The organism is Mesorhizobium sp. PAMC28654 (genome assembly GCF_020616515.1).
Taxonomy (GTDB): domain Bacteria; phylum Pseudomonadota; class Alphaproteobacteria; order Rhizobiales; family Rhizobiaceae; genus Mesorhizobium.
Window position 1 is genome coordinate 943,456 of sequence record NZ_CP085135.1, and the last position, 24,195, is coordinate 967,650.

General features: G+C 60.0%; 25 protein-coding genes and 5 pseudogenes. 15 read left to right on the forward strand and 15 right to left on the reverse strand.

From position 1 onward, the window contains the following. Window positions 1-218 precede the first annotated feature (218 nt). The 4 genes and pseudogenes from LGH82_RS04660 to LGH82_RS04675 all read left to right on the forward strand — a co-directional run. Window positions 219-620 (forward strand): annotated as a pseudogene (locus LGH82_RS04660) (cbb3-type cytochrome c oxidase subunit I); the annotation flags it as partial. Window positions 621-749: 129 nt separating this feature from the next. Continuing rightward, window positions 750-908 (forward strand): cbb3-type cytochrome oxidase assembly protein CcoS, encoded by a 159-nt coding sequence (gene ccoS, locus LGH82_RS04665; RefSeq protein WP_227347485.1) that lies wholly within the window; start codon window positions 750-752, stop codon window positions 906-908. A gap of 56 nt (window positions 909-964) precedes the next feature. Next, window positions 965-1,111 (forward strand): annotated as a pseudogene (locus tag LGH82_RS04670) (sigma-54-dependent Fis family transcriptional regulator); the annotation flags it as partial. A 5-nt stretch (window positions 1,112-1,116) separates the two neighbouring features. Then, window positions 1,117-1,401, forward strand: a pseudogene (locus LGH82_RS04675) (Crp/Fnr family transcriptional regulator); the annotation flags it as partial. 3 nt (window positions 1,402-1,404) lie between these two features. Here the strand turns inward: LGH82_RS04675 and LGH82_RS04680 are convergent. From LGH82_RS04680 to LGH82_RS04690, 3 genes are all read right to left on the reverse strand, one after another. Next, a complete protein-coding gene (locus tag LGH82_RS04680; RefSeq protein WP_227347486.1) occupies window positions 1,405-1,620 on the reverse strand; it encodes a DUF1858 domain-containing protein in 216 nt (71 codons plus the stop codon). A gap of 150 nt (window positions 1,621-1,770) precedes the next feature. Further along, window positions 1,771-2,466, reverse strand: coding sequence for a VIT family protein (locus tag LGH82_RS04685; protein ID WP_227347487.1), 696 nt, complete (start codon window positions 2,464-2,466; stop codon window positions 1,771-1,773). 4 nt (window positions 2,467-2,470) lie between these two features. Beyond that, window positions 2,471-2,989 carry a cytochrome b gene (locus LGH82_RS04690; RefSeq protein ID WP_227347488.1) on the reverse strand — a complete coding sequence of 173 codons (519 nt, stop codon included), beginning with the start codon at window positions 2,987-2,989 and terminating at the stop codon, window positions 2,471-2,473. Between the two features lie 216 nt (window positions 2,990-3,205). Between LGH82_RS04690 and LGH82_RS04695 the strand changes: the two genes are divergently transcribed. Genes LGH82_RS04695 through LGH82_RS04705 form a run of 3 tightly spaced genes read left to right on the forward strand, consistent with a single transcriptional unit; the run spans window position 3,206 to window position 6,208 of the window. Next, a complete protein-coding gene (locus tag LGH82_RS04695; RefSeq protein ID WP_227347489.1) occupies window positions 3,206-3,952 on the forward strand; it encodes an FMN-binding protein in 747 nt (248 codons plus the stop codon). A gap of 25 nt (window positions 3,953-3,977) precedes the next feature. Then, entirely contained in the window at window positions 3,978-4,700 is a 723-nt protein-coding gene (locus tag LGH82_RS04700) for an FAD:protein FMN transferase (protein WP_227347490.1), read from the forward strand. Further along, the gene (locus LGH82_RS04705; protein ID WP_227347491.1) at window positions 4,697-6,208 is read left to right on the forward strand and encodes an FAD-dependent oxidoreductase; all 1,512 of its coding nucleotides are present in this window, start codon (window positions 4,697-4,699) and stop codon (window positions 6,206-6,208) included. The genes LGH82_RS04700 and LGH82_RS04705 overlap by 4 nt, the downstream gene beginning before the upstream one ends. 7 nt (window positions 6,209-6,215) lie before the next feature. Here LGH82_RS04705 and LGH82_RS04710 read toward each other — a convergent pair whose 3' ends face one another. Genes LGH82_RS04710 through LGH82_RS04720 form a run of 3 tightly spaced genes read right to left on the reverse strand, consistent with a single transcriptional unit; the run spans window position 6,216 to window position 8,538 of the window. Next, complete coding sequence (locus tag LGH82_RS04710; RefSeq protein WP_227347492.1) at window positions 6,216-7,559, reverse strand: sensor histidine kinase; 1,344 nt, start codon at window positions 7,557-7,559, stop codon at window positions 6,216-6,218. Then, entirely contained in the window at window positions 7,559-8,224 is a 666-nt protein-coding gene (locus LGH82_RS04715) for a response regulator transcription factor (protein WP_227347493.1), read from the reverse strand. The genes LGH82_RS04710 and LGH82_RS04715 overlap by 1 nt, the downstream gene beginning before the upstream one ends. Next, window positions 8,224-8,538 (reverse strand): PepSY domain-containing protein, encoded by a 315-nt coding sequence (locus LGH82_RS04720; RefSeq protein WP_227347494.1) that lies wholly within the window; start codon window positions 8,536-8,538, stop codon window positions 8,224-8,226. Before LGH82_RS04720 ends, LGH82_RS04715 begins: the two co-directional genes overlap by 1 nt. 140 nt (window positions 8,539-8,678) lie before the next feature. Here LGH82_RS04720 and LGH82_RS04725 point away from each other — a divergent pair, with 140 nt between their 5' ends. The 3 genes and pseudogenes from LGH82_RS04725 to LGH82_RS04735 all read left to right on the forward strand — a co-directional run. Further along, a complete protein-coding gene (locus LGH82_RS04725) occupies window positions 8,679-8,912 on the forward strand; it encodes a hypothetical protein (protein ID WP_227347495.1) in 234 nt (77 codons plus the stop codon). A 121-nt stretch (window positions 8,913-9,033) separates the two neighbouring features. After that, window positions 9,034-9,501 (forward strand): DUF2231 domain-containing protein, encoded by a 468-nt coding sequence (locus LGH82_RS04730; RefSeq protein ID WP_227347496.1) that lies wholly within the window; start codon window positions 9,034-9,036, stop codon window positions 9,499-9,501. A 130-nt stretch (window positions 9,502-9,631) separates the two neighbouring features. Continuing rightward, a pseudogene (locus LGH82_RS04735) lies at window positions 9,632-10,320 on the forward strand (CBS domain-containing protein); the annotation flags it as partial. A gap of 73 nt (window positions 10,321-10,393) precedes the next feature. Here LGH82_RS04735 and LGH82_RS04740 read toward each other — a convergent pair. The 6 genes and pseudogenes from LGH82_RS04740 to LGH82_RS04765 all read right to left on the reverse strand — a co-directional run bounded on the left by LGH82_RS04740 (window position 10,394) and on the right by LGH82_RS04765 (window position 16,916). Next, window positions 10,394-11,747: pseudogene (locus tag LGH82_RS04740) on the reverse strand (IS3 family transposase). Between the two features lie 219 nt (window positions 11,748-11,966). Further along, window positions 11,967-12,392: a hypothetical protein gene (locus LGH82_RS04745; protein ID WP_227347497.1), complete on the reverse strand. Its 426-nt coding sequence runs from the start codon at window positions 12,390-12,392 to the stop codon at window positions 11,967-11,969. Window positions 12,393-12,624: 232 nt separating this feature from the next. Then, on the reverse strand, window positions 12,625-12,834 hold the full coding sequence (locus LGH82_RS04750; RefSeq protein WP_227347498.1) for a DUF6455 family protein: 210 nt from the start codon (window positions 12,832-12,834) through the stop codon (window positions 12,625-12,627). A gap of 158 nt (window positions 12,835-12,992) precedes the next feature. Then, a complete protein-coding gene (locus tag LGH82_RS04755; RefSeq protein ID WP_227349480.1) occupies window positions 12,993-13,448 on the reverse strand; it encodes an NUDIX domain-containing protein in 456 nt (151 codons plus the stop codon). Window positions 13,449-13,476: 28 nt separating this feature from the next. Then, window positions 13,477-16,104 (reverse strand): magnesium-translocating P-type ATPase, encoded by a 2,628-nt coding sequence (gene mgtA, locus LGH82_RS04760; protein WP_227347499.1) that lies wholly within the window; start codon window positions 16,102-16,104, stop codon window positions 13,477-13,479. Continuing rightward, on the reverse strand, window positions 16,104-16,916 hold the full coding sequence (locus LGH82_RS04765) for a universal stress protein (protein ID WP_227349481.1): 813 nt from the start codon (window positions 16,914-16,916) through the stop codon (window positions 16,104-16,106). Before LGH82_RS04765 ends, mgtA begins: the two co-directional genes overlap by 1 nt. Window positions 16,917-17,098: 182 nt before the next feature. On the opposite strand from LGH82_RS04765, the gene LGH82_RS04770 reads away from it, so the two are divergent. The 4 genes from LGH82_RS04770 to LGH82_RS04790 all read left to right on the forward strand — a co-directional run bounded on the left by LGH82_RS04770 (window position 17,099) and on the right by LGH82_RS04790 (window position 20,464). Then, the gene (locus tag LGH82_RS04770) at window positions 17,099-18,652 is read left to right on the forward strand and encodes a PAS domain S-box protein (RefSeq protein ID WP_227347500.1); all 1,554 of its coding nucleotides are present in this window, start codon (window positions 17,099-17,101) and stop codon (window positions 18,650-18,652) included. Further along, window positions 18,642-19,256 carry a response regulator FixJ gene (gene fixJ / locus LGH82_RS04775; protein WP_227347501.1) on the forward strand — a complete coding sequence of 205 codons (615 nt, stop codon included), beginning with the start codon at window positions 18,642-18,644 and terminating at the stop codon, window positions 19,254-19,256. Before LGH82_RS04770 ends, fixJ begins: the two co-directional genes overlap by 11 nt. A 500-nt stretch (window positions 19,257-19,756) precedes the next feature. Beyond that, window positions 19,757-20,011 (forward strand): lipoyl domain-containing protein, encoded by a 255-nt coding sequence (locus tag LGH82_RS04785; protein ID WP_227347503.1) that lies wholly within the window; start codon window positions 19,757-19,759, stop codon window positions 20,009-20,011. Window positions 20,012-20,077: 66 nt separating this feature from the next. Next, the gene (locus LGH82_RS04790; protein ID WP_227347504.1) at window positions 20,078-20,464 is read left to right on the forward strand and encodes a translational machinery protein; all 387 of its coding nucleotides are present in this window, start codon (window positions 20,078-20,080) and stop codon (window positions 20,462-20,464) included. A 95-nt stretch (window positions 20,465-20,559) separates the two neighbouring features. On the opposite strand, the gene LGH82_RS04795 is transcribed toward LGH82_RS04790, so the two are convergent. Both LGH82_RS04795 and LGH82_RS33240 read right to left on the reverse strand, forming a co-directional pair. After that, complete coding sequence (locus LGH82_RS04795) at window positions 20,560-20,913, reverse strand: c-type cytochrome (RefSeq protein ID WP_227347505.1); 354 nt, start codon at window positions 20,911-20,913, stop codon at window positions 20,560-20,562. 24 nt (window positions 20,914-20,937) lie between these two features. After that, window positions 20,938-21,321, reverse strand: coding sequence for a phasin family protein (locus tag LGH82_RS33240; protein WP_264484361.1), 384 nt, complete (start codon window positions 21,319-21,321; stop codon window positions 20,938-20,940). 396 nt (window positions 21,322-21,717) lie between these two features. On the opposite strand from LGH82_RS33240, the gene LGH82_RS04805 reads away from it, so the two are divergent. Beyond that, window positions 21,718-22,194: a DUF2267 domain-containing protein gene (locus LGH82_RS04805; protein ID WP_227347507.1), complete on the forward strand. Its 477-nt coding sequence runs from the start codon at window positions 21,718-21,720 to the stop codon at window positions 22,192-22,194. A 30-nt stretch (window positions 22,195-22,224) separates the two neighbouring features. Here the strand turns inward: LGH82_RS04805 and LGH82_RS04810 are convergent. Then, window positions 22,225-23,576 (reverse strand): IS3 family transposase gene (locus tag LGH82_RS04810; RefSeq protein WP_227344189.1). Its coding sequence is split into 2 segments (ribosomal slippage): window positions 22,225-23,240 and window positions 23,240-23,576, totalling 1,353 coding nucleotides; the frame shifts between segments, so codons are not numbered across the junction. Window positions 23,577-24,195 lie beyond the last annotated feature (619 nt).

The following is a 24,195-nucleotide window of genomic DNA, read 5'->3' on the forward strand; positions in this document are numbered from 1 at the left end:
CCAGCTAATGTCGAATTTTCACGGCCTGCTTCGAACGGCGACGATCCCCGCTCCTTCTCCCTGCGCAATGACAACCTCCCGACGTTTCCGAGATCGAAGCTGCCCAATCCAAAAGCACGTGGCTTTGACATGGATCAAGGCAGTGGCGAGGCGGCTGCTGAATCGGTGCTGCTGCGGATCGGCGTCCGCGCATCGGAATTTAAGGTCGGGGACATCTCATGAAGTTCGGCACAGAAATTGTCGCTTTGGGCCTGTTCGCATTCACGGCGCTGGTGGCCGCCGGCGTCGGTGTGGATGAGCCTTTTCGGCAGCATATGTGGGTGCTATTTTTCGTACTGCTCGGTTTTGTCGCCGTGCTCATCCGCAACACTAGCTTCGAAGCTGCCGCTCCCATCGACGCATCCGCTTACATGGATGGGCCAGTCCGTTACGGCGCCATCGCCACGATGTTCTGGGGTGTCGTCGGCATGCTGGTCGGCGTGATCATAGCGCTGCAACTCGCCTACCCCGATCTCAACATCCAGCCCTGGTTCAATTTCGGCCGTTTGCGGCCGCTGCACACGTCAGGCGTGGTCTTTGCCTTCGGCGGCAACGCGCTGCTTTGCACGTCTCTGTATGTCGGACATGTCCGCTTCTTCGCTGCTGGTCATCGGAAACGCGCTGCGGCTGCAAGGATCTGGGCCGCGCGCCCCAGCAAAAAGCGCTGTTCCTGACAAGCGCTCCAGCATCCGCGCACTGGCACGATCCTCATGAGCACGCTCGTCTACCTCATACCCGTGGCGCTTTTCCTCGGCGCGCTTGGGCTGTTCGGCTTCCTGTGGGCATTGCGAAGCGGTCAATATGAGGATCTTGACGGGGCCGCGGAGCGAATTCTCATTGACCGGGACGATACGCCAGGAACGGCATAGTCCTGAAGCAGACATGGTTAGGGAATCGAACGGCAAGACTGGGATTGGGAGGAAGCATGGGCGAGGATCTATCCGGTCATCATGCCGGCCGCATTCAGGCCGCGGTCGCTTCGGACGCGGCGGCGAAGTCCGCGCTGGTCGCCTCCTGGCGACGGTCTTCCAATTTGCATCGGCTCGATCCCGCCGATTTCAGCCCGCTACGCTATAGACGCGGGTGGTGGAGATGTCCACGGAGCAGGTGGAGCAGCGCGTTGCGCATGCCTTGTTGCGGTTGGCAAATCAGACCGGCAGAAAAACCGACAGTGGCATCGAAATCGACTTCCCGATTTCGAGGCAGGACATTGCCGAGATGACGGGAACGACGCTGCACACCGTCAGCCGCCTGCTCAGCAAGTGGGAAGACGATGGAATCATCGTCAGCGGACGCCAGAAAGTCACCGTGAAGGATGCGCATCGCCTGGTGGTTCTGGCCGAGAACCGGAGCAAGAAGTGATCCTCACCGTTCTCCTCGAACAGCCGATTCTAGGTCCAAAATGAAGAGGGTTTCGTCGATCCGATGCTCGCGGCATGCTTCGGCCACCGTATGGAAAGTGCCGATCGGGCAGCCGACGCAAAGCATCCTATAGCTCAGCACCACTGCCACCGTTGCCGGCCATTTTCTCATGATCTCGTCGACAACCATATCGGGACCGATCGAACTGAGTTCCTTCAAGATGCAGTCTCCGCGATTTGCGAAGCCTCGTGATATATACCGCTCGCGCCGCCTTCGTTGCGCTTTCGCAACTTCACAGAACTGGCGTTGATCCTGTCGGGGGTGGGACAAGCGCCCATGGTACGGGCCGGGATCAAGGTCGCAAGACCGTCAGATGGCAGTACCAACGACGGCACCAATACCGGCGGTCAGCGCCATTGCCAGCGCCCCCCAGAAGGTGACTCGAACAGTTGCCCTCAACACATTGGCGCCGCCGGCTTTGGCCCCAATGGCGCCCAGAACCGCCAGGAACAGGAGTGAGGCAAAAGACACCGTTGCGGCAAGCCAGGTGGCCGGCGAAACAAACACCATCGCCAAAGGCATGGCTGCGCCAACCGAAAATGCAGCCGCAGAGGTCAGCGCGGCCTGGATTGGTCTCGCCGTCGTCACCTCCGAAATACCGAGTTCGTCACGAGCGTGGGCGCCAAGCGCGTCCTTCGCCATCAATTGGTCGGCGACCAGCAAGGCCAGCGTTGGCTCCACGCCACGTTTGACATAGATCTCCGCAAGTTCCTGTCGCTCGAAATCTGGCTGCGTGGCCAGTTCCCCTTTCTCACGTGCAAGGTCGGCTTGCTCGGTGTCGGACTGCGAACTGACCGAGACATATTCACCGGCCGCCATCGACATCGCGCCGGCGACCAGTCCGGCGACGCCAGCCACCAGGACGTTGGAGGTCGCTGCATTGGCTGCCGCCACGCCAACGATCAGGCTGGCCGTCGAGACAATGCCGTCATTGGCGCCAAGCACGGCGGCGCGCAACCAGCCGACGCGGGATACAAGATGGTTTTCGCTGTGGAGGCGGCTCATGACATCACCGCGCGCGACGTCCAGCAGGGCGCAGCATTCTGGCGAGCACGTCCGATTTTACAATGAAATGCTGCCACAAGGCCCCTGCCGCATGGAGGCCGACGACAACGATGATCACCGGCTTGGCGAGGTCGTGAATGTCACCCATCGCCCGAAAGCTGAAGTACCATGCCAGCGCGCCGGTGATCGGCATCCCGAAAATGAAAAGATAGAGCAGGAAGTGGGCGGCAGCGCCAATTCGCTTCAGCAGGACGCTTTCTTCGGGCGGCGGCGCCGGTACACCGTCCCGTAGACGGGCTGCAATCCGCCAGATCGCCAGCGCCAGAACAGCCAAACCGACATAGACGTGAATGTTCGCGTTGAAGACGTCACCGGCTGCCGGTTCGGTACCGCGCGAGAACGCGCGGTAAGCCGGTTTGATGTCCTCACCTATCACAAGCTGCAGGACGATCAGCACCGCGATAGTCCAATGCAGCAGTATCTGGGTCCCGGTGTATCCGGCCGGCTCGTTGGCAACACTCATCGGCAGCTACCTCGCTTGAACAGAACCTTCCTACCTTGCCGCTTATGCGATAATCTTGATCCAGGACAAGTCAATTTGCCACCCCATTGAGCTTTCACGGCCCCCCGCAACTGGATCCGAGCTGACAGCCAGTTGTCAGCTTGGTCGTGGGATACTGCATCTGAAGCGAGCCGAATGGATCGCCACTGCAAGGTTCAATGTGGAAACAGAATTCCGATGAAACAGATTGCGCTGTCGCTTTTCGTGGTCGCCGCCTCCGGCGCCTATGTCTGGGATCAGGCCGGCAAACACGCTGCCGACGATGTGCTTGGTTCGGGGTTGCCGGCCGACGCGATAGAGGTGCCCGCCTCAGCCGCGCCGATGTCTCGGACCTTTTCGGGGCCCTTCACACCCCAGTTCACGACAAGGCTCCCGATTGCCAGGGAAACGACGGCGGGCATAGCAATCGCTGCCAAACGGGCAAATGATCCAGCCACGCAGACGGCGGTTCCGGTGGCGCCACAACCATCGCCAGCACCACTGCAGCACCTACTGGCGCCGGCTGGCGCCGATCCTGTGTCATCAACGCCTTCATTCGCAGTGACTCCAGCTGTCTACATACCGGTCCCGCAGCCGAGGCCGGCATATCGGGATGCGCCAGCACGTGTCGTCCGGGTGGGCATGAAGCTCTCCGCACAGGGCTATGCCGATGGCGTCTACACCGGTCCAACGGCCGATGCCTACTACGGCATCATCCAGATTCAGGCCCTCGTACAGGGTGGGCAGCTTACGGCGCTGAAAGTGCTGAAATATCCCTCCGATCGCCGCACCTCCGTCAACATCAACAGGCAGGCGCTGCCCATGCTGCGCGACGAAGCGATCAGCGCCCAAAGCGCCAATGTCGACATTATTTCGGGCGCGACGCTGACCAGCAGGGCTTTCATCCAGTCGCTGCGCGGCGCGCTGAAGAAAGCGTCGTCGTAGTTCCATGCGCGAAACGCGAATTTTGATGGGCATGCCCATTTCGGTCGACATCGGGGGCGCGTCGAACGCTGAGTTGATCGACACGGTCTTCAGCTATTTCGAGCATATCGACAGGCGCTTCAGCACATACCGGGCCGACAGCGAGATCGCGGCCATCAACCGCGGTGACGTTCCGGTCGTCGACTGGAGCGGCGAGATGATGGAAGTGCTGGCCATCGCCAAACAGACGAAAAACGAGACGGACGGATACTTCGATATTCGCAAGCCCGACGGTTCGCTCGATCCTTCCGGAATCGTCAAGGGCTGGGCCATTCGCAATGCGGCCGGGATTGTTCAACGGGCCGGCATCAGCGATTTCTTCATCGAGGCGGGCGGCGATATCCAGTCCTGCGGCAAGAATGCATCGGGCCGTGACTGGAGTGTCGGCATCCGCAATCCCTTCAACGCGGACGAGATCGTAAAGATCGTCTATCCCCGCGGTCGCGGCGTCGCAACCTCCGGCACCTATGTCCGCGGTCAACACATCTACAATCCGCATGGGATTGGCAGTTCGATCCAGGACATCGTCAGCCTGACCGTCATCGGCACCGATGTGCTCGAAGCCGATCGTTTCGCTACCGCGGCCTTCGCCATGGGGCGGGACGGCATTCTCTTCATCGAGCAGACGCTTGGCCTGGAGGGATATCTCGTCGACGCCAATGGCCGCGCTACGCCGACAACCGGGTTCGGAGCCCTTTGCCTGCCATGATCAAGACCATCGACCGATTCCTCGATCACCTGACGATGTACAGGTTGGTCCTTTACTATCTGATGGCGCTGGTCAGCGCGGCGTTCGTTCTCGGCTTCGTCAAGCTGGTGCCACATGACCCGCTTGCACTTGCCTTCACGACGGCTTTGGCGTTGGCGGCCTGCTGGATTACCAACAAGGTCTTTGCGCGGATCTTTGCAGTCCCGGCCAACAACGAGTCCGTCTACATCACCGCGCTCATCCTGGCGCTTATCCTCGATCCGGTTGCGGTCACGGACATCAAGGGGATCGCGGCGGTGGCATTCGCGGCTGTCTGGGCGATTTCATCCAAATTCATTCTCGCCATCGGCCGGAAGCACCTTTTCAATCCGGCTGCGCTGGGCGTGGCGCTGTCCGCGCTGCTGCTCGACCAACCAGCCACCTGGTGGGTTGGTGGCAGTCTGCCGTTGCTTCCACTCGTGCTCGTCGGCGGCATGCTCATTGTCCGGAAACTGCGCCGGCTTGATCTTGTCTCGACCTTCGTTGTCGTGGCGCTGGCGACCATTCTGGCAACCACGGACCCCTCGCAATACTGGACCGCGCTTGCTGAGACCCTAGGTTCGTCACCGCTGCTGTTCTTTGCCTTTGTGATGCTGACCGAGCCGCTGACCGCGCCGACGATGCGTTGGCCGCGTATCGCCTTTGCCGCCATCGTCGGCTTTCTGTTTGCTCCCAACATCCATATCGGCTCGTTTTATTTCACGCCGGAACTGGCGCTGCTTGCCGGCAACCTGTTTGCCTATGCGGCAGGCCCCAAGGGACGCTTCGTGCTGACTCTTGAACGCATTGAGCAATCGGCCGTCGACAGCTTTGACTTCGTCTTCCGGTCGCCGCGCAAGCTCGCCTTTGAGGCCGGCCAGTATCTCGAATGGACGCTTGGCCTCGATCGTGCCGACAATCGCGGCAACCGCCGCTATTTCACGGTTGCGTCGGCGCCCACGGAGGAAACGGTCCGCCTCGGGGTCAAATTCTATCCGCAATCAAGCGCCTTCAAGCGCGAATTGATGACCATGAAGCCAGGCAGCACGATCCACGCCGCGCAGCTGGCCGGCAATTTCACACTGCCCGCCAGGCGTGAAACCAAGATCGCTTTCCTGGCCGGAGGTATCGGCATCACGCCATTCCGCTCGATGCTGCAATATCTCCTCGACCGCAAGGAGCGGCGACCGATCGTCATCCTCTACGGAACCGAGGGACAGCAGGACATCGCTTATCGCGACGTGCTTGGCGCGGCCAAGGAGGAACTTGGTATCAAGACGGTCCACGCTGTGGCGCAAGGGGGCGAGCGCGGGCAGTATCCCGGATACATCGACGAGCGCCTTATACGTCTGTCCATACCCGACTACCTTGAGCGCACTTTCTACATTTCCGGCCCGCAGGCGATGGTCAAGGCGCTGCGCCAGAAGCTGCTGGCCATGGGCGTTCGTCGTTCGAGGATAAAAGTCGACTATTTCCCGGGCTTTGCCTGAAGCACGCTCAACTGTGTCTCGGCAAGGAAATGGTCACGACCAGGCCCGGGTCGGCATTGGTCATACTCAGACGTCCGCCATAGGCTTCGACGATGTCGGAAACGATGGCCAGGCCAAGACCGCTGCTGCCGCCCTTGCTGTCGAGCTGGACACCACGTGACAGCGCGGATTCCCGATCGGCATCCGGTACACCTGGGCCATCATCGGCGACGGTAACAACCACCTCGCCTGCGGCGGCGGATGCGCCGACACGGACTGACGATTTTGCGTAACGGGCGGCGTTCTCGACCAGATTGCCGAGGATCTCGGACAGATCGCCTTCGTCGATTGGCGCCGTCGCATCTTCCGCAACGTCCATCTCGAACGAAAGCTGCTTGCCGCTTGGCGTCCGCTTGACGACGGCAATGACGCCGGCGGCGACGTCCGACACAAGGCAGGATGCCTTGCCGGAGACGCCGGGCGCGAGGCGGGCGCGCGCGAGCTCCCGCTCGACATGGCGGCGGATCGCAGCGGCGCTCTTCTCGATCTCATCGGCCAGCTCCGTTTCGCCTTTTTTCCGCAACGCGCGGATGTCGGCCGACAGGACTTGCAGTGGCGTCTTGAGGCCATGCGCAAGATCGGTGGCGCGCGAACGGGCCCGAGCAAGAGCCTTCTCCTGCGCATCGAGAAGACGATTGATCTCGTCCGCGAGCGGCTGAACTTCGCTTGGTGCCGCCACGTCGAGCCGCGCCGTCCGCTGCGCGATCACGTTTCTGACCGAGACCCGCAAGGTCTCCAGAGGCGCAAGACCGACAGTGATCTGGATGAAGAAGGCCGCCATGAGAGCAACGGCGAGCAGAATGAGGGCTGGCGCAAGGTCGCGGACATACCCATCGACGGATTCCTTCACCGTTTGATGGTCTTCCGCCACGACGGCGCGAAACGATCGGCCACTGGCGTCGATGATCGTGCGCTCGACGGCGATGGTGAGCTCCCCTTGTGGCCCCTTGAATTCCCTGATCTCCCTGAGTTCGCCGTTGGTTGCGCGATCAGGCAAGGCAAGCGTCGCGTCCCACAATGAACGCGAGCGGACAAGGTTGCCGGAACCAGTATCCCGCACCTGCCAGTAGTGGCCGGAAAAGGGAATGGAGAAACGTGGGTCGGTCAAAGCCGCCTGGACCGAAAGACGGCCATCGGCGGCGAAACTGGTCGCGCCGATAAGGTCGTTCAGGTCGACTGTCAGCTCGCTGACAACGCGCCGCTCGACGTTCAGCTCGAACAGATAGCGCAGTCCGACACCGGCGATGGCAAGAGCAACAAGGATCGAGATCGTTGCCGCCAACCAGAGCCTGAAGCGGATCGAGTTGCCCATCAGCTGAAATCGTCTGGGACGAAGTACCCGAATCCGCGCCGCGTTTCGATGACGTCACTCCCAAGCTTGCGACGCAAGCGCGCGACGATCACTTCGACCGCATTGGGATCCCGGTCGTTGCCTGAATCGTAAAGATGCTCGGCCAGTTCGGTCGGCGCCACCACCCGCCCGGCATGATGCATCAGAAACGCCAGGAGCCGGTATTCCAGCGGCGAAAGCGCAACGGGAATGCCGCGCAGCGAAATTCGCATCTGGCGTGTGTCCAGAACGAGTGGCCCCGACTTGAGCACTGGCGCTGCCTGCCCCGTTGAGCGGCGTAGGATTGCGCGTAATCGGGCGAGCAGTTCTTCCATTTCGAAAGGTTTCGGGAGGTAGTCGTCAGCGCCAGCATTGATGCCTTCGACACGTTCTGTCCACATGCCCCTGGCGGTCAAGATGAGAACCGGGAACCGGCGGGCGTTGGCTCGCCAACGTTTCAAGATCGTAAGACCATCGAGCTTGGGCAACCCGAGATCTAGGATCGCAGCATCATAGTTCTCCACATCGCCTGCGAACCAGGCAGCCTCTCCATCGCGAACCGTGTCAACCGCCATTCCGGATGCCTTGAGGACTGCAGCGATATCGGCCGCGATACGGGGCTCGTCCTCGGCCAGGAGGATCTTCATCAGTCGCCCTCCCCGTTGCGCATGATGGCACCGGCGCCGGCGTCGACGTCGATGGTCTTTCGCCGGCCATCAGCACCGACGACCTGAAACCGGTAGACCCATCTGTTGGCCTGGCGGATGAGATCGACCGCAACAACATCGCCGGGAGCCTTGGCACGGACAATGTCCAATATGTTGGCTAGGCCTTTGATTTCGCCGTGCTCGTAGAGATCCCGCGCCCGGTCATGGTCGCCGTCATCGTCCTCGTCGGCGCGGGCAGCGAGAGGCATGGCCAGGATAAGTCCCGCGAGACCCAGCACCGCCAAACGCTTCAATTGTCTTTTCATCGGCAAGGCATGTCGCACGTTGGAGCTTTCAATCTGCTGTCAGTCATCCTCAGCCCACAGCAAGCAAAGGGTCCATATCGAGGTATCATCGCGTCCAATCATGGCCGCGCCGAGAAGGATACCAGACCATGCGCAATTCCATGTTTGTACTTGCAACACTTGCAGGCCTCACGATCTTTGCCCTGCCGGCGGCGGCTGAATCGGACGAAGGATCATGCGGAGCGCCATCGTCGGTTGTCCCGTCCGGCCCAATCGATCTGCAGGCCATCCCGATGCAGGACGCGACCACCCCGAAAGCCATCAAGGGTGATGACGATGCGTGTGACGACCGGCAGGGCGATGAGGTCGACGAAAACGACTAGGTCTCTCGTTCGCGGTGCGTGGCCCGCCACAGCACGTAACGCTCGCTAATGCCGTGAGCCAAGGCTCGCTGCAAGGCCGGCAATTATCCAAAATCCCCTACCAATTTCTGGAGCGTTTTTCGTGATCCCCATTCAGCACATCCACCCCCTTCTTGTTCATTTTCCTATTGTTCTGATCTACATGCTCGTGGCTATCGACCTCGTGGCGCTGGTTGGCGGCAGTGCCGTCACCAGAAAATCGGGCGCCGGTACGATCTCTACTTTTGTGGCCCTGGCTGCCGGAGTGTTCGCCATGGGGACCTGGTTCTTTGGAGGTCTGGCCCTGGATCATGCCGAAGCTGCCGGCTTCAGCAGCGATATCGCGGAGATCCACGAAAGCCTGGGAGGTATCACTGCCTTTGCCTTCCTGATCTGGGGACTTGTGCGGCTCGCGCTTTGGATGCGAAACCGTGACATGCGGGTTGTAACGATCGCCATTCCTCTGATCGAAGTTTGCGGAGCATTTCTGGTCACCGCGACGGCCTACTATGGTGGGCTGCTTGTCTACGAACTTGGCGTGAACGTCGCCAAGACCGCGATCGTTGGTTGACCGGTACGCCCCCGTTATTGATGGCTCTAACTTTGCACCAAGTGCCTCGATGGAAAAATGATTCAGATCAAGCGCCTGGTGCATGTAAAATCTAAGAAGCCGGAGGTTGGAGAAACTCCGGAGAGCGAACATGCAAGCCGAAGCCATCATGAGCAAGCCAGTCGTCGGCATAGACCCGTCCGCATCGATCGCCGAGGCGGCCGCGCTGATGCTGTCCAAGAAGATCAGCGGCCTCCCCGTCATTCGCTCGGACGGCACGCTGGTGGGTATCGTCAGCGAGGGCGATTTCCTGCAACGAGGAGAACTGGGCACGGAGCGCAAGCGCTCGCGTTGGCTGGAGTTTCTCAGCCCCGGAAAGGCCGCCGACGAATATGTCCGCGCCAATGGCCGACGGGTTGAGGAGGTTATGTCGCAAGATGTCGTCACGGCATCCCCCGCGGCATCGCTCGCGAAAGTCGTCGAGCTCATGACGCGTCGCCATGTCAAACGCATTCCGGTCACCGACGGCGGGAAAGTCGTCGGCATCATCACCCGCTCTGATCTTCTGCGGGCATTGCTCGGCGTCCTTCCGGATGACGCCTCTACGGTCATCGATGACGAACAGATCCGCCACAACATCGCTACCGAGCTTGCGAAGCAGAAATGGCTGGCAACGATTTGATCAACGTAATGGTGGACAAGGGCGAGGTGAAACTCAGCGGCGCCATCTTCGACGAACGCGAGCGCCAGGCAGCCATTGTCGCCGCCGAAAACGTCGCCGGCGTCAAGGCTGTCAAGGATGATCTCTTTTGCGCCGATCCCGTGTCGGTCGTCCTTGTTGTCCGTCGTCAGATCATTTGGCTCAGATTGGATCGCAGATTAGCGGAGTGTCGGCCTCATCTTGGGGTTGATGTTAAGCGGCGATCTTGCGGTGCTGCAAGCGCCGATGTTGGATGGTTTGGCGTTTGATCCTTTCTCGCTGTTTGATAATGGCTGCGGCCCTGCCGAAGTAGGCGTCGGCTGGCGTTACGTTGGCCAGGCTCTCGTGGTAGCGTCGATGGTTGTAATGTTCGACGAAGGCTGCGATCTGGGCCTCAAGGTCGCCGGGCAGAAAGTAGTTCTCCAAGAGGATTCGGTTTTTGAGGGTCTGGTGCCAGCGCTCGATCTTGCCTTGGGTCTGGGGATGCATTGGAGCGCCCCGGACATGGCTCATGCGTTGGTCCTGGATATAGTCCGCCAGTTCGCCGGCGATGTAGCTGGGGCCATTATCGCTGAGCAGCCGAGGCTTGTGGTGCACATGGGCCTGGTCGCACCCTGAGGCAGTAAGTGCCATGTCCAGCGTGTCGGTGACGTCCTCGGCCCGCATGGTGCTGCACAGTTTCCAGGCGATGATGTAGCGGGAGTAATCGTCGAGCACGGTCGACAGGTACATCCAGCCCCAGCCGATGATCTTGAAGTAGGTGAAGTCCGTCTGCCACATCTCGTTGGGTCGCGTCGTCTTGGTGTGGAACTCGTTCGCCGCCTTGATCACCACATAGGCCGGGCTGGTGATCAGATCGTAGGCCTTGAGGAGCCGGTAAACGCTGGCTTCTGACACGAAGTAGCGCGTCTCGTCGGTGAACCGTACTGCCAGTTCGCGCGCGGGGAGAGCTCGGACTGCTCCAGCGCCAGTTCGATGATCTGGTCATGGATGGCAGGCGGGATGCGGTTCCACACCCGGCTCGGCGCCGAGGGCCGATCCTGCAGCGCCTCAGGCCCGCCCTCGACATAACGGTCATACCAGCGATAGAAGGTCCGGCGCGGGATGCCCAGTCGGTCCAGCGTTTTGCGGGTTGGCAGGTGTGACTGCTCGACGATCCTGATGATCTCGAGCTTTTCGGATGCGGGATATCTCATTCTTGCTCGTCCCCATCCGCGATCATGCTTTTTTTGAGCAGACGGTTTTCCAGTGTCAGATCAGCGACGCATTCCTTCAGCGCGCCGGCCTCCCGGCGCAAATCCTTGACCTCGTCGCTGGTGGCAGCACGAGCGGTATCACCCGCCAATCGGCGCTTGCCGGCCTCCATGAACTCCTTGGACCAGGTGTAATACAGGCTCTGCGCGATCCCTTCCTTGCGGCACAGCTCGGCGATGCTGTCTTCGCCGCGCAGCCCGTCCAGCACGATCCGGATCTTGTCTTCCGCTGAAAAATGCCGCCGGGTCGCCCGGCGAATGTCCTTTACCACCTGCTCGGCAGGCTTCTTGGCACTTGAGGATTTAGGGCTCATCTTGGTTCCTTCGTCGTGACGACGAGATCAAAACCCTCCTTAATTCACAACCTCAAATCTGGGACACAGGTGCTGACGGGGAACAGTCCTTGTTTCGTAGCGGAGTCAAGAAAAGTCGCGTCATTAAACTCCTGCGCCAGGGCATTCATCGCCAGATGATCCACAGCTAGGCACCATTGCCTCGGTGAGTGCCAGTCCTCGCCCGCGGCTTCGCCGCGCTTAGGTCGCGACCAGGGGTATCAATGGTCGAAGGAGCAACAGGGCAAAGGCAATAAGCGCCGCGCCCACAATTCTTTCTGCCATCCTTTTGCCTCCGCTAAGGCGCCTGCCTAGCAAAAGCCACAACGATCCTGTGGCAGCTGTGGTCACCAGGAGCGCAATCCAGAAAATTCCCAGCGCTCTCGGTTCAATCTGCATCGGCACGATAGCCAGGCAATAAATAAAGGCCTTCGGGTTTAGGGCGCTGGTCGCCGCAACAGAAATGGCGTCGCCGTTTTTGGAAACGTTGATGCGGGCGCTCGCTGACAGACGCAGGCCAAGAATTACGAGCCATCCGGCTGCAACCAGCCTGAGTATTTGAATGGTATTGGGCGACACAAAGGGACGCAGTGAAAACCAGCATGCGGATGCGATCCGTATCCGCATGCCTGAGCGGCCAAAAGCTTGATCGCATTCTCTCGCTTAACCGACCCCGCCAGCAAAAGAGCGTTGGTTGGCCCTGGCGCCACAAAGAGCAGAAATGCTTCCAGAAAAAATAGAGTGTCCAAGGTGCCTGGTCCCGTGGAATGCAAATCTATCAACTGCAAAAACTCGGTTTGCGCTGACTCTCGTCAGAACACGGACGGCACGACATCGTCGAGGCTGATTGCTTGATACACTACCGTTGGCCGGCCGCATGCTGCAGTCGTGCGATCAGGTCGCGGTTGCGGCAGTAATCTGGTGGAACATCGGCTTGCTGATGTTCGTCGAGCCTGGTCGAGCATTCATCCTGGTGCCCGCAGGAACGGCAGCGGTCCACCGCCCGGTTGGTGACGGCCACATGGTCCGGCACCGATTTCAATTGTCTGTCGACGCCCAGCTTCCGCATTCATGCGGTCCATCAAGGCGGTTCTGGCATCAACTGAAATCAGGTAATCGAGAAAGGTCATGCTGATCACTCCTGCCTACTGGCCATCATTGGCATGTTGGCGGCAGGCGGCGTTGATCTCGATCAACGGGCGATCAGCTGACAAGCCCTAGAGAGCGCTAAACCGAAGCGACGAGGCGGTCGAGAAAAGGCCGTTGACCGACAACCAGCTTGTCCCTTGCCAGTGCTAAATCCAGCCATTCACCACGGTCGACCTCGGCAAACGATTGTATCCGGCCGCTGCGTCGTGGCCATTCCATCTCAAACAGGTTGCTGTGCAACATCGCGGTATCGAAATCGCCTTCGAGCGCGAACGCCGTGATGAGTTTGCCTTTTCGCTGGCGCAACTCACCCAGATTGAGCAGGGCCCCCTTTGGCTCCCAGCCCGTCTCTTCCGTGAACTCGCGCCGTGCCGCTGCTTCCGGCAGCTCGCTATGGTCATATTCACCCTTGGCAATCGACCAGGCGCCAAGATCGCGGCTTTGCCAGAACGGGCCGCCTGGATGGACAAGCAGCACCTGCAGGCCGTTCGTCGATCTGCGGTAAGGCAGGATGCCCGCACTCCTTTTGATCATCGCCATAAACCACCCTCGGGCAGCATATTCATTTCGCCAAGGCTGAACGCGCCATGGTCTTCCCGTCGACGCCCTGACCTGCCCCGTGCCGGCGCAAGAAGCGGCTGTCATGCGAGAAGAACCAGCGTTTGGTTGCTTCCGAAACGACAAGGTAAAGCCCGGTGATCGCGACGAGTCCGGCAAGTACGGGAAATGGCAGCGGCACGAAACCGAACCATCCCGCAACGGGGACATAGGGCAAGACGATCGCGACAATCGCCACAGCAAGCGTAAGCCAGACAAGCAATGGGCTTGGACGGCTCGCCCAGAGCGCCTTGTGCGTGCGGACGATGAGCACGATCGCCAGCTGGGTCATCAGTGACTCGACGAACCAAGCGGTCTGGAAGGTTGCGGGTGCTGCGTTGGCAACAAGTAACAGGAAGGCAAAAGTCGCGAAATCGAATAGGGAACTGACCAATCCAAAACTGATCATGAATCGCCGCACGAACCCGATATCCCAGCGGCGGGGCCGGCGCATCTGCTCGGCATCGACATTGTCCGTAGCGATCGCGAGTGAGGGGATGCTGGAGAGCAGGTTGTTGAGCAGAATCTGCGTTGCCAGCAGCGGCAGGAAAGGCAGGAACAGTGAGGCGACGGCCATGCTGATCATGTTGCCAAAGTTGGCGCTGGTGGTGATGGAAATGTACTTCATCGTGTTCGCGAAGGTCTTGCGACCATCGTCGACGCCGCGCACCAGCACGCCCAGATCCTGTTTGAGAAGGATGATGTCGGCGGCTTCGCGCGCGACATCGACAGCGGAGTCGACGGAGATGCCAATGTCTGCCTCATGAAGGGCGGGCGCATCATTGATGCCGTCACCAAGATAACCTACGATATGGCCCCTGCTCCGCAAGGCCTGAACGATGCGCTCCTTCTGGTTAGGGTCGATCTCGACGAAGAGATCGGTGTGCTGCACGCCCGCAAAGAGCGCGCTCTTCGTCAATTTCGAAAGCTCCTCGCCGGTCATGATCCTGTCGGCGCGCAGGCCGACCGCCTGGGCGAGATGCGCGGCAACGTAACGGTTGTCGCCCGAAATGACCTTCACCGCGATGCCGCGGTGGGCGAGTTCGGCAAGCGTCTCCTTGACGCCTTGCTTTGGCGGATCGAGGAAAAGCAGGAAGCCCGCGAAGGCGAGATCGATCTCGTCTTTCCTGCTGAACGCTTTCCGGCGCTCAAACCGACGGATTGCCAGGCCCAGAACGCGGTAGCCGTCCGCGCTCCAGCGCCGGAATTTCTCGTCGATTGCAACACGGTGCGTCTCATCGAGGGGTTCCAACCCCTTGGCCGTTCGGACGAAGCCGCAGATTTCGAGGACATTTTGTACGGCGCCTTTGGTAATCAGAAGGTCTTCGGCGTCCTTGGTCCGCACAACTACGGATAGCCGCTTACGGATAAAATCGTAAGGAATCTCATCGACCTTCGTGAAGGCAGCCAACGATGCGCCCTCGCCTGGCGCAGCGCCGATCGCTTCGTCCAGCGGGTTCTTCAGTCCGGTCTGCATGGTCGCGTTGAGACGTGCCCAAAGCAGGATGTCGGTTGACGGGTTGCCATCGACATCGAGCCATCCATCAAGGTGGATGACGCCTTCCGTCAGCGTGCCGGTCTTGTCGGTGCACAGCAGGTCCATGCTGCCCAGATTTTCAATGGCATCGAGACGGCGCACGATGACGCCATTGGCTGCCATCGCGCGAGCGCCTCGAGCCAGCGTCACACTGATGATGGCCGGAAGGAGTTCCGGCGTTAAGCCAACCGCGAGTGCCAGCGAAAACAGTAGCGATTCAATCAGCGGTCGATGCAGCATCAGATTGGCGAAGAACACCAGGATGACAATCGCCAGCATGATTTCGGTCATCAGATAGCCGAACTGTCTTATCCCCCGGGCAAACCCCGTTTCGGGGATTTTTCGCTCCAAGGCCGCGGCGATCGATGCGAATTCCGTGTTGGAGCCGGTCGCTGCGGCAAGCACGGTTGCGGTGCCGCTGCGGACCGATGTGCCCGTGAAGACCGCGTTGCTGCGCTGTGCGAGGGAAGCCTCCGCCGGCGTCCGGCCTGGTTCCTTGACCACGGGAAAGGTTTCGCCGGTCAGCACGGCCTCGCTGACATTGAAGTCGCGTGCGTCCAGAATGATACCGTCCGCGGGGATGAGGTTTCCGGCCGACAGCCGGATCATGTCGCCCGGCACGATGTCTTCGGCGACAACGGAGCACTCGAAGCCATCGCGCAGCACAATAGCCTTGCGCGAAATGCGCTGTTTCAGCGCTTCTGTCGCACGCGAGGCGCCATATTCCTGGGTGAAGCTCAGGACGCAGCTTGCCAGCACGATCGCGCCGATGATCGCAGCCTCCTGGCCCTCTCCCACGAAGGCCGATACGCTGGCCGCGAAAATGAGGATCAGGACCAGCGGGCTTCGGAACTGACGAGCGAACACCACCAGGGCCGACTCGCTCGACTTCGACGCCGGTGTGTTTCGGCCGAGTTTTGCGAGCCTTGATGCGGCCTCGGCGGCAGCAAGCCCCGAGGCCGACGTCTCCAGGCGTCGCAGGAGGTCGTTCGTCTCGATCGACCAATAGGCAGCGCCGTCTGGCGGGATGGATTGCTGGTCAGCTTCGCTTATCATCAATATGACATGAAGCGGTTGATGCCGCTCTCTTCGATCAGCGTGCGGGTAACGCCGCCAAACGCCCATTCCCGCAAGCGGCTATGGCCATAGGCGCCCGAGACGACCAGGTCCGCATGGATCGAGCGTGCGAATGTCAGCAACCGGTCGCCGTCAGCCTCGCCGGTGATGAGCTCGGTTCGCGCCTTGATGCCATGGTGTTCAAGAAAGACTGCGACGTCGTCGAGACTGTCACGAATGCTTTCGTCGCGGTTGGTGTCTATCGTGGCGACGACAACTTCGTTGGCCTTGGCCAAAAAGGGCAGCGCATCTGCCACCGCGCGTCTCGCCTCCCTGGTGTCCTTCCAGGCAACCAGGACGGTTTTCGCAAGGATGTGTTCGACATTGCCTGCGGTGACCAGGACTGGCCGCCCGGCACCGAGTGCAAGGCTCCCTATATCCGCAGCGCGAAAGACGTTGTCTCCATCCCCGCCGCCGGTGACGATGAGGTCGGCCGCTCTGGCCGAAACGCTGAGGAACCGGGTCGGACTGCAGACGGCTTGTCCCCATTCGCTTGTAATCGAAGCTGGCACCAGCCTCTCGAACACTTCACGCAGTTCGGCAAGCCGCTTTTCGATTTCCGTTCTTTGGATCTGCATGACCTCACCTTCGTAGACCATGCCGTCGCCTGTCGCGACCAGCGGCGGGACATCAGCAGCAGCCAAGCCGATAAGATGGGCTCCAAATCGTTCGGCAAGTTCGATCCCCACCCGCACAATGGGAGCAGGAGTCGCATCGATGGCGAGGTTCACGATGATTGACTTGTAGGACATTGCGGGTGCCTTTCGCTGAAATGGTCGAACGCGTGATGAATTGCATCCGCCGGCGCCCGATGCCTTGATGCGGGTCAAATCACTCGCAGGCTCCAGTTTATGCGGGGCCGTCGGCCTCGATCCGTTTTGCGTGTGCGGCGAGAAGTGATAGGTAGCCGTTGTTGCGAACCCAGGAACCTCAAGTGAGACAAGACGAAGCGCTTGTTCTGTCGGCCGGCGGGACAACGCTGAAATCAGTCTTGTCCCAAATGTTCGAGCAGGCTCCGGGCTTTATAGCGCTCCTGCGCGAGCCAGGTCACGTTTTCGAGCTGACCAATGCCGCCTACCAGCGATTGATCGGCCACAGGCAAGTGATTGGAAAGTCAGTACGGGACGCCTTTCCCGAGCTCGAAGGGAATGAGTTTTTCGACCATCTGGACCATGTGTACACGACCGGCGAGCCCTACATCGGCCACGGGGTGAAGGTTGGCCTTCGCAATAAAGCCGACGGGCCGGTCGAGGAGCGCATCCTTGATTTCGTCTATCAGCCGGTCAAGGCCGACGATGGCCGTATCACCGCGATCTTCATTGAAGGCACGGATGTCAGCGACCTGTCCTTTGCAAACGCAGCACTTCGGCTGCGTGAGGACCATTTGCGATCGATCCTGGCAACAGTGCCGGACGCGATGGTCGTCATCGACGAACAGGGTGGGATTCAATCCTTCAGCACCGCTGCCGAAACGCTGTTCGGCTATCAGTCAAGCGAAGTCATTGGTCAAAACGTGAAAATGCTGATGCCCTCGCCCTACCGCGACGAGCATGATGCCTATCTGCTTCGCTACCTGACGACGGGGGAGCGCCGGATCATCGGGCTCGGCCGCACCGTTACCGGCGCGCGCAAGGATGGCACGACTTTCCCGATGGAGCTTTCCGTCGGCGAGATGCATCCGGGAACCGGACGCTTCTTTACCGGCTTCTGCCGCGACCTCACCGAACGCCACCGGGCAGAAGCAAGAATCCAGGAGCAGCAGCAGGAGCTGCTGCACATGGCGCGGTTTACAGCACTCGGCGAAATGGCTTCGACGCTTGCTCATGAGATCAACCAGCCACTGACGGCTATCACGAACTACCTCAAAGGCAGTCATCGGCTGCTCGAAAAGAGCCAGGAAGAGAACGCGCCCATGCTGCGGGATGCCGTGGAAAAGGCGGCCGAGCAGGCCCTGCGGGCAGGAGACGTGATCCGTCATCTCAGGGATTTTGTGGCAAGGGGCGAAAGCGAGCGCCAGGTCGAACGGCTGCCGGCTCTGATCGAGGAAGCCTCGTCCTTAGCCCTGGTTGGCGCAAGGGAGATGAATCTCCTCGTCAGCTACAAGCTCGACCCTGCCGCAGAACTGGTCTTGACCGACCGCATCCAAATTCAGCAGGTTCTGCTCAACCTGATGCGCAACGCGTTGGAGGCCATGCAGGGCGCGCCGCGCCGAGAATTGAAGGTCACAACCGTTGCCCGGGATGACGGGATGGCCGAGGTGAGCGTGATCGATACTGGCCCAGGCCTTGCGTCGGAAGTTTCGGCACAACTTTTCCAGCCATTTGTAACCACCAAGAAGCAAGGCATGGGTGTCGGCCTTTCCATTTGCCGCACCATCGTTGAATCGCACGGCGGCCACATATGGGCCGAGGCAGTGCCGGCTGGGGGGACCGCCTTTCGGTTCACCTTGCGCATCGTCGGGAAAGAAGAGGTCTCCAATGGCAGATAATGATCTGGTGCACGTGGTCGACGACGACGCTGATGTTCGCAAGTCGCTCGGTTTTCTTCTGGCGACCGCAGACTTCGCTGTGCGCCTGCACGAATCGGCCACAGCTTTTCTCTCGACGGCGACGGACAACCTCGACGGCTGCATTGTCACCGACGTGCGAATGCCGGGCATAGACGGCATCGAGTTCCTGCGCCAGCTCAGAGCGGGAGGGCATACAATTCCGGTTATTGTCATGACGGGCCATGCCGATGTGGCGCTCGCTGTTCAGGCAATGAAGGAGGGAGCAGCCGATTTCATTGAAAAGCCGTTCGATGACGAGATGCTCATCGAAGCGATCCGCTCCGCGCTGGCCAACCGCAACCGGGCCCATACAGCGCATCCGCAGTCCGCGGAAATCCGCGGGCGTCTGTCGACCTTGTCAGAGCGCGAGCGGCAGGTGCTGGACGGGCTTGTGTCGGGTCTGCCGAACAAGACGATCGCCTATGACCTTGGCATCAGTCCGCGCACGGTCGAAATTCATCGCGCCAATGTCATGAGCAAGATGGGCGCGGGCAGCCTGTCACATCTTGTGCGCATGGCGCTGATCGTGGAATCCAGGCCCTAGGGAGAGCCTTCGAGAGGTTTGTCAAATCTGGCCTGGGCCTGCTCGGCTTCCCAATCGCGCCAGTGGGTCGGCCGGATGTCAACACGGACGCCGGTAATGGCATTCTTCCAGCCTTCGCGACCCTTTATGCAAGGAAATATGAGCGCATGCTCCCCCTCCTCGTCGAAGACGGCCAGTTCGAGGTCCCGACCGTAGGGTGCGCTTAGGATTGGGTTCCACATCGTTCAATGATCCCTCAAGTGAAGGTTCGCGCCTTGATCTGGATCATTTCTGAAATTGCGTGATGATATTGTGGGCAAGTATGCGTGTCGGTCGTTCAGAGCGGACTTTGGTTGTGTAGGCGCTAAGCGCGCGCCGCTTGACGACCGGCCATGCCAGCCCGGCCATTGTGCGAGCCTCCAAGCAGCCGCGGCCGTCTGCGTACTTGCATCCTCTCTGCTGTTTGATCGTGATCAAGGCCCAGTTTGGCACAGCGCCTATCATTCGATAGCAGAGGGAGATTGCCATGCAGTACATCAAGGTCGACGAAGCGCTATGGGCGTCCAGCATGTTGCCCGAGGGACATCCTGGAGCGTTGGTTCATTGCCAGCGGCGACACAATCAAGGCCGGCGATCGAATAGCCGAAGTTCGCGTCGAAGACGCGCTTCACGAGATTGTCGCGGCGGCAAGTGGCCGCGCGACGATTGTCGCCACAGCAAATGCCGTCATCGAACCCGGCTCGATCCTGGCAACACTGGAGCCCCAGTCCGCGTGAGACATTCGACGCCTCACGGCGACATTAGCGCTCATCCCTCAACAATAGCCTCAAGGATCTATCAACATGCAGACTCAACATGCCGTCGTCTGGCTGGACCATCGCGAAGCCAAGGTGTTTTTCGTCAACCGTGAGACAGCAGAGAGCCTCAGGCTTGCCACCACGCTGGCGCATCATCAGACCCATAACAAGGCAGGCACTGTCGACGGCAAGCGTGCGCCGGAAAACGAAGCCTGCTATCACGATGTGGTCAACGCCCTGCAGCCGGCGAAGGAATGGCTGATCGTGGGACCAGGATCTGCAAAAGATGAACTGGCCAAGCACATCCGCGACCACCATGCGCACTTGAAGGATCGCATTGTCGGTGTTGAACCGGCGGATCATCCTACGGAGGCCCAGATCGTGGCGCACGCGCGGTCGTTCTTCCAGGCCGCTGACCGGATGTTGCCCTAGCCCAGTCTGGGGCTAGCCTGCTGGCGCCGCAATCGGCCGCGAAGTGGATTGCACGACAGTCAGGCCCGGTCGCCTGCCGTGCCCAATGGCCTCGATCACGATTGCTGCAAGCTGCTAATATATGCGATGATCGCATCGATCTGGTCAGGGCTTGCAACCCATTCGGGCATGTCCGGATGGCCGGTCGAAATGCCCTCGGCGAGGGCTTCCTCGAGATCCGTGATCGGATAGCGCTTGGATAAGGTGCGAAACGCCGGCGCGTCGGGATGGGTGCTTTTATCGGTTTTTCCAATGGCGTGGCAGCGGGCGCAATTGAACTCAACCAATGGCTGGCCGCGTTCCGTCAGGCTGTTGGCCTGTGCAGGCACGGATCCAAGCAGCACCACCGCAAGTGCGCAAGCCCATCGACACCGCCGCCGGCGACGCCCATTGCCCATATAGCTGCTCATGGTTGCAGGCCTCCGCCTTTCGATCTACGCGACAGTCTTCGCCGCTGCGTCCTCGATTGCGGTTTTGGCTTCCTTGCGCACGCGTTTGGCCGTTTCCGACGCGAGCTTGGAGGTCACGCCCGCGAGCTTGCCGGCTTCGGTTGTGTATTCCAATGTCGCATTCTGCAGGAAAGTGGCGAAGATGTCGAAGGCGTCGTTAAACTCAGCGCCGTCGATCAGGTCGCCGGCCAGCTTTACATCCTGCTCGTAGCGATGTTTCAGAAACCCCAGCGTTTCGATGTGATAGCGCATCATTGCCTTGAAAGCATGCGCCTGAAGAGACGCCGCAGCGAGGAGGACCTTCTGACTATTTTCCGCCATCGGCAACAGTTGCATGCCGAATTGCGACGGTTCGAGATAGGTCTGCATGATCGATACACTCCGTGTGAGGCGCGCAAACAAAAGTCTGCGCCACACGACGCTAGCCCCATTCGTTGCCGGGTCATTGATCCGGATCAACCGGCGTGTGAGCTTTGTCGGAATGTGGGAGCAATCTAGCGCCACTGGTCTCGTTGGAGCGTTTGACACGCATCAAGGTCGCTGCCCTTCCTTCATGGTTGGCTCGTTTCGAGTGGCTGCCGCAGTGTCCTGACGCCGACGTGTGACATTCCAAACAGCGGGGCTTGCGCAGAAATCCGGCGGCTGAAAGCAGCCGCCCGCTCAAACGGTCTTCATCCCTTTGCCTCTGAGCAATTTGATCCGGCTCAATGCTCGAAGCTTTTCGACGCCTTAAGAATGGACCTCAAATCTTCGAGGAGCATCGCCATGGGTCATAGTCCACACACGTCCTTTGCTGACTTCACGCACGCTGCCCAACAGGCGCAGCAGTGGGTCAACAAGCTTGCCAAGGATCTTTGCTGGAGCGAGCCGAGCGCGTGCCGCCTCCTGAGATCTGTCCTGCACACGGTGCGGGATTGGCTGTCGCAAGCGGAAATGGCCGATCTCTCGGCCCAACTCCCAGTTTTGATTCGCGGCATCTACTTCGAAGGCTGGACTCCATCTGCGCCTGCGCATGAGCGCACGAAGCGCGACTTCATTCTCAGCGTCAGAAACAGTTTCGGCTACGATGAGGAGATCGATTTCGATGTCGCGATCAGCGCCGTGTTCAAGCTTCTCGACCGTCACATTTCGCATGGCGAGATCGTGCAGGTCCGAAACTCGATGAAGAAGTCGCTCAGAAAATTGTGGCCAGTGGATTTGTCCGTCGTCAGATCATTTGGCTCAGATTGGATCGCAGATTAGCGGAGTGTCGGCCTCATCTTGGGGTTGATGTTAAGCGGCGATCTTGCGGTGCTGCAAGCGCCGATGTTGGATGGTTTGGCGTTTGATCCTTTCTCGCTGTTTGATAATGGCTGCGGCCCTGCCGAAGTAGGCGTCGGCTGGCGTTACGTTGGCCAGGCTCTCGTGGTAGCGTCGATGGTTGTAATGTTCGACGAAGGCTGCGATCTGGGCCTCAAGGTCGCCGGGCAGAAAGTAGTTCTCCAAGAGGATTCGGTTTTTGAGGGTCTGGTGCCAGCGCTCGATCTTGCCTTGGGTCTGGGGATGCATTGGAGCGCCCCGGACATGGCTCATGCGTTGGTCCTGGATATAGTCCGCCAGTTCGCCGGCGATGTAGCTGGGGCCATTATCGCTGAGCAGCCGAGGCTTGTGGTGCACATGGGCCTGGTCGCACCCTGAGGCAGTAAGTGCCATGTCCAGCGTGTCGGTGACGTCCTCGGCCCGCATGGTGCTGCACAGTTTCCAGGCGATGATGTAGCGGGAGTAATCGTCGAGCACGGTCGACAGGTACATCCAGCCCCAGCCGATGATCTTGAAGTAGGTGAAGTCCGTCTGCCACATCTCGTTGGGTCGCGTCGTCTTGGTGTGGAACTCGTTCGCCGCCTTGATCACCACATAGGCCGGGCTGGTGATCAGATCGTAGGCCTTGAGGAGCCGGTAAACGCTGGCTTCTGACACGAAGTAGCGCGTCTCGTCGGTGAACCGTACTGCCAGTTCGCGCGGGGAGAGCTCGGACTGCTCCAGCGCCAGTTCGATGATCTGGTCATGGATGGCAGGCGGGATGCGGTTCCACACCCGGCTCGGCGCCGAGGGCCGATCCTGCAGCGCCTCAGGCCCGCCCTCGACATAACGGTCATACCAGCGATAGAAGGTCCGGCGCGGGATGCCCAGTCGGTCCAGCGTTTTGCGGGTTGGCAGGTGTGACTGCTCGACGATCCTGATGATCTCGAGCTTTTCGGATGCGGGATATCTCATTCTTGCTCGTCCCCATCCGCGATCATGCTTTTTTTGAGCAGACGGTTTTCCAGTGTCAGATCAGCGACGCATTCCTTCAGCGCGCCGGCCTCCCGGCGCAAATCCTTGACCTCGTCGCTGGTGGCAGCACGAGCGGTATCACCCGCCAATCGGCGCTTGCCGGCCTCCATGAACTCCTTGGACCAGGTGTAATACAGGCTCTGCGCGATCCCTTCCTTGCGGCACAGCTCGGCGATGCTGTCTTCGCCGCGCAGCCCGTCCAGCACGATCCGGATCTTGTCTTCCGCTGAAAAATGCCGCCGGGTCGCCCGGCGAATGTCCTTTACCACCTGCTCGGCAGGCTTCTTGGCACTTGAGGATTTAGGGCTCATCTTGGTTCCTTCGTCGTGACGACGAGATCAAAACCCTCCTTAATTCACAACCTCAAATCTGGGACACAGGTGCTGACGGGGAACACGCAACAGATCTATCTACTGCGATCGAAACCGCAAAGGCACATCCCAACATACTCGTTGCGGTAGCCCTTTGCGGTCTCACAAAGGCTCCCTGCGAATTCTGGCTTCCGGCGCTCCTAGATGGCCAGCGATCTGGCTACTTCCCGCCGAACCTGAGGCTGTTTGCGAGCGTATCGTCAGATGGCATCAGAGTGCCCCTGCCCCACTCTCTCCTTCGCGCAATCGTTCCTATCGACATCGGTGTCGATCGGTCCCGGTTGGTCGATCTACCGCCACCTTTGACGCCGGCGGGAGCATGGCCGGCCTTGCCGGCTGTGCAGACTGAAGAGTCCAAGAACCTGCGTGTCGAGCTTCAAGACCTGCTCGAGGTCTCAGATCGAACGACAATTGCGTTGCTCGGAAGGATATCCAACGACTGCCAAGCATCGGTCGACATCGCCGCAACCGACCTTGTTCCCACACTCAAAGACTGCCTTGATTGGCTAGCGGCCGTTCGTGGACCAACTTCGTCACAGCACCCGAGCACCAAGTATTT